The sequence below is a fragment of the uncultured Phocaeicola sp. genome, from assembly GCF_948499155.1.
Taxonomy (GTDB): Bacteria; Bacteroidota; Bacteroidia; order Bacteroidales; family Bacteroidaceae; genus Phocaeicola; species Phocaeicola faecalis.
Genome location: NZ_CAOOSE010000054.1, coordinates 1 through 3208, shown reverse-complemented (window position 1 = coordinate 3208; position 3208 = coordinate 1). Strand labels below are relative to the sequence as shown.

Genomic DNA, 3208 nt, shown 5'->3' with positions numbered 1-3208 from the left:
GATTTCCACCCCCTTCTTCACTAGCCAATGCTTCCACATTAGCCAAAGCCAACTCTGACATTCCCTCAGCCTTCTGAGAGCTATACACATTATACCCTGCTATCAAAGCAAATGCAGCAACCAGTGTTGCTTTCAAAATATTCTTTTTCATCTCTTTTTGTTTTTTCGATGATTCATTAATCTTATTTTCATCTTTTGTCGGAAAGAACTTCACCGCAAAAAAAGCAAATACATTACTTGCAGATTCCGATTATTTCCATTAAGTTTGCATTGGACTAATCCTCCTTTCTTTAAGGAGAAACCCAAGGGGTGGAAGAAAGCGTGTTCCCGCGAAGAAGATAGCTTTCTTACCATCCCTCTTTTGTTTCTCTAAATTAAACTCCATTTATTTAGCATTATTCCTTACCATCATTAATCGAGGAAATGTTTATCTGTATCAGCTTATACTCGGGAGACAGAACTATCGCATAGACGACATCATCTTGAGAATCACCACATATTCTCAATATCGGGAATTGCATATTCAGAATATGGGTAAGGTTCAACTCATAATCATAAATAAAGAGTGAATGAGGAAGGGTGGAAGGGTCACGTGGAGAGGCTCCTTTGGGTTTCTCACCTTCCACCACCACATCCCTGTCAAGCGTTACGATATGGTTCTTGGTCAGTGCCAGTTCCATCGCGCCGCGCTTGGAATCTTTATCCGTCACCAAGTTTCCATCCTGAATGGTGTAGTCTATCTTTTCGGACAGTTCCTTGTCCAATGACAGCTTGCATCCGTCCAAAGAGTAAGAGGCAAGATAAGGGAAAGACATACTGCTGTATACTAACCTGTTCCGGTTCGCATTATAGTCTATGTTGCCCTGATAAAGATAGAAGGCATTCCCGACTTTTTCCGACAAGGGGAACTTACCTCCCGCCTCGGTCGTTCCGTTGCATGACACTTTAAACAGATTTTCCGCACCGGGAGTCAGAGCAATTATAGTACTTTTGCCTACATGGAGCATCCTGGTTACTTCCGAGTTCTTTTCAAGGTCGCCTTTATCCACGTGGCAAGTCCCATCCTCACCGAAAACATACAAATGCTCTATTCCTTTCTGCAAGTCACTTAGATAAAAACCCTCTGTAGAAACTGAAGGAATGGGCATTACAAAGTCATTCGGACCATCACCCATATTACCAAAACTGTACACCTCCTTACCGGATGATACATCTATTACATGAATAAAATTATCCGCTTCTGCCACATTGTGCCAGTACACGCGCCCATTCAAAGCCGCAATTTTTCCCGGCATACTCGAATAGATACTATCTGTTATGGTAGTATATGCGATATTGCTAACTCTTTCAAGTTCCTGTTTTTTTTTCTCAGAAGCACAGCCGGACATCAAAATACCGACTAGCACAATATAAAATAATCTTTGCATAAATTCCTTCTTTTCTTTGGGGGATTGGTACAAACCTATCCCCAAAAACGATTAATTTTTTTCTTAAAGAGGGTTTGAGTCTTTATTAGCTATTCGCCTTGTGTATTGAATTAGAATATAACTTGCCGTCTTTTCCTCTACAAGTATAATCTTCCCATACAGCAACACAATCCGTTCCATTAGTAAAGTCGTCACCAGACTCTACATCATTAGCCAATGCTTCCACATTAGCCAAAACCAACTCAGACATCATATCCGATTTCTGAAAGTTATATACATTAAATCCTGCTACCAGAGCAAACGCAGCAACAACTGTTGCTTTCTCGTCCGGGTAATCCGGAAAGGGACAAACAGCCTTGTGGCGTTCCTTAATATGCTTTTGGACTGCACTAAGGTGAAACATTGTCATTTCGACCTGTCTGGTTTTCTTTACAGAATGCCTTTCAAATCAAGATAGCCAAACTGAATATCATCGTCAAAGTTCATTATCAATCTATTATTTTCTTCATCACAACAAAAGTCGGAGATATGATAGCCCACTTCCAACGTTTTCAAATAATTGCCATGTATATCAAAAATCTGAAATAAGGTAGGACAAAGCGCCTTAATACCTCTTGCGGCATTTCTATCAAATGTATTTTTTCCTGAAAACAATGCAATAATCTTATCCTTATAAATAACTATTTTACGATAATAGGATGTTTTGTTTGTCTGATTGTCCTTCCAGTCCGGACCATAAATATTAGAAATCAAATTGCCATCCAAATCACAAATGGTCATCAAATCATTGTATTCGTATCCTTCCACGTAAATATTGTATTGCTGAGAAGCATCCATCACTATACGTTTCTTGCTAATTTGGGGATGTGTATATTTCATGGGGGTTATCGAGCCTGTCTGCATATTCCATCGGGCCACAGATTGTTGGAAGCTCGAATTTCCTATTGGCTGTATGATTATGCCGATTGACAGTGTATCATTCATATATTTATAACGGCTAGGGAATTGTGTTCTATTCATTTCATACTTCACCGAAGGAAGGTACAAAGATTCAGCCAATAAGCTATCCACATGATAGCAAAATATTTTTTGTTTTCCATGGTCGGACACATAAAATTCAGGTTTGCCCGGACACGTCGCTATAAATCCGATATTAACTATTTCACCGGGTCCCTCACCTAAAGTACCGGTACTCTTTATATAATTGAAACTTTGTCGGTCAAACAAACGAATCAACTGGTCATCAGAACGGCAGTCCTCTATAATAAGGTAATCGTCTAACAAGAACAGCTTGGCTATTGAACCTATAAATGGAGTATCAATCTGGATTTCATGTACTTGCGATTTTACATCCAAAATATCATTTCTGTTCGATTGATGAATTTCAGTTGTAGAATAACTTGTACAATTACAAAGCAAAAAAAACGGAAAGAGCAATAAAAATATTCGTCTCATAATATCATATAATTAATGTCTGGATGTAATATTCCTACCACATCCGGATGAAGTGAACTTTTAAATAATGCTTATAAAGTTAATCCCATTGGTATTCTTGATAATTCTCAAACCAATAATGGCATAAACAACCATTACCCTTATCTACACAACCATTTTCGCACATTGGGTTTTCATCATCATCAGCCAATGCTTCCACATTAGCCAAAGCCAACTCAGACATCACATCCGATTTCTGAGAGTTATACACATTAAATCCTGCTACCAGAGCAAACGCAGCAACAACTGTTGCTTTCAAAATATTCTTTTTCATCTCTTTTTATTCT

General features: G+C 38.6%; 5 protein-coding genes. All 5 read right to left on the bottom strand.

Annotated elements, in window-relative coordinates; all coding sequences use genetic code 11:
• Positions 1–151, bottom strand: a 151-nt coding sequence (locus QYT14_RS18790) for an NVEALA domain-containing protein (RefSeq protein WP_289307226.1), incomplete at its 3' end; no start/stop codon positions are given.
• 244 nt (positions 152–395) lie between these two features.
• Positions 396–1427: a BF3164 family lipoprotein gene (locus QYT14_RS18785; RefSeq protein WP_289307223.1), complete on the bottom strand. Its 1032-nt coding sequence runs from the start codon at positions 1425–1427 to the stop codon at positions 396–398.
• A gap of 85 nt (positions 1428–1512) precedes the next feature.
• A complete protein-coding gene (locus QYT14_RS18780) occupies positions 1513–1800 on the bottom strand; it encodes an NVEALA domain-containing protein (RefSeq protein WP_289307227.1) in 288 nt (95 codons plus the stop codon).
• 56 nt (positions 1801–1856) lie between these two features.
• Entirely contained in the window at positions 1857–2783 is a 927-nt protein-coding gene (locus QYT14_RS18775; protein ID WP_289307224.1) for a BF3164 family lipoprotein, read from the bottom strand.
• A 178-nt stretch (positions 2784–2961) separates the two neighbouring features.
• Complete coding sequence (locus QYT14_RS18770; RefSeq protein ID WP_288325223.1) at positions 2962–3195, bottom strand: NVEALA domain-containing protein; 234 nt, start codon at positions 3193–3195, stop codon at positions 2962–2964.
• Positions 3196–3208 lie beyond the last annotated feature (13 nt).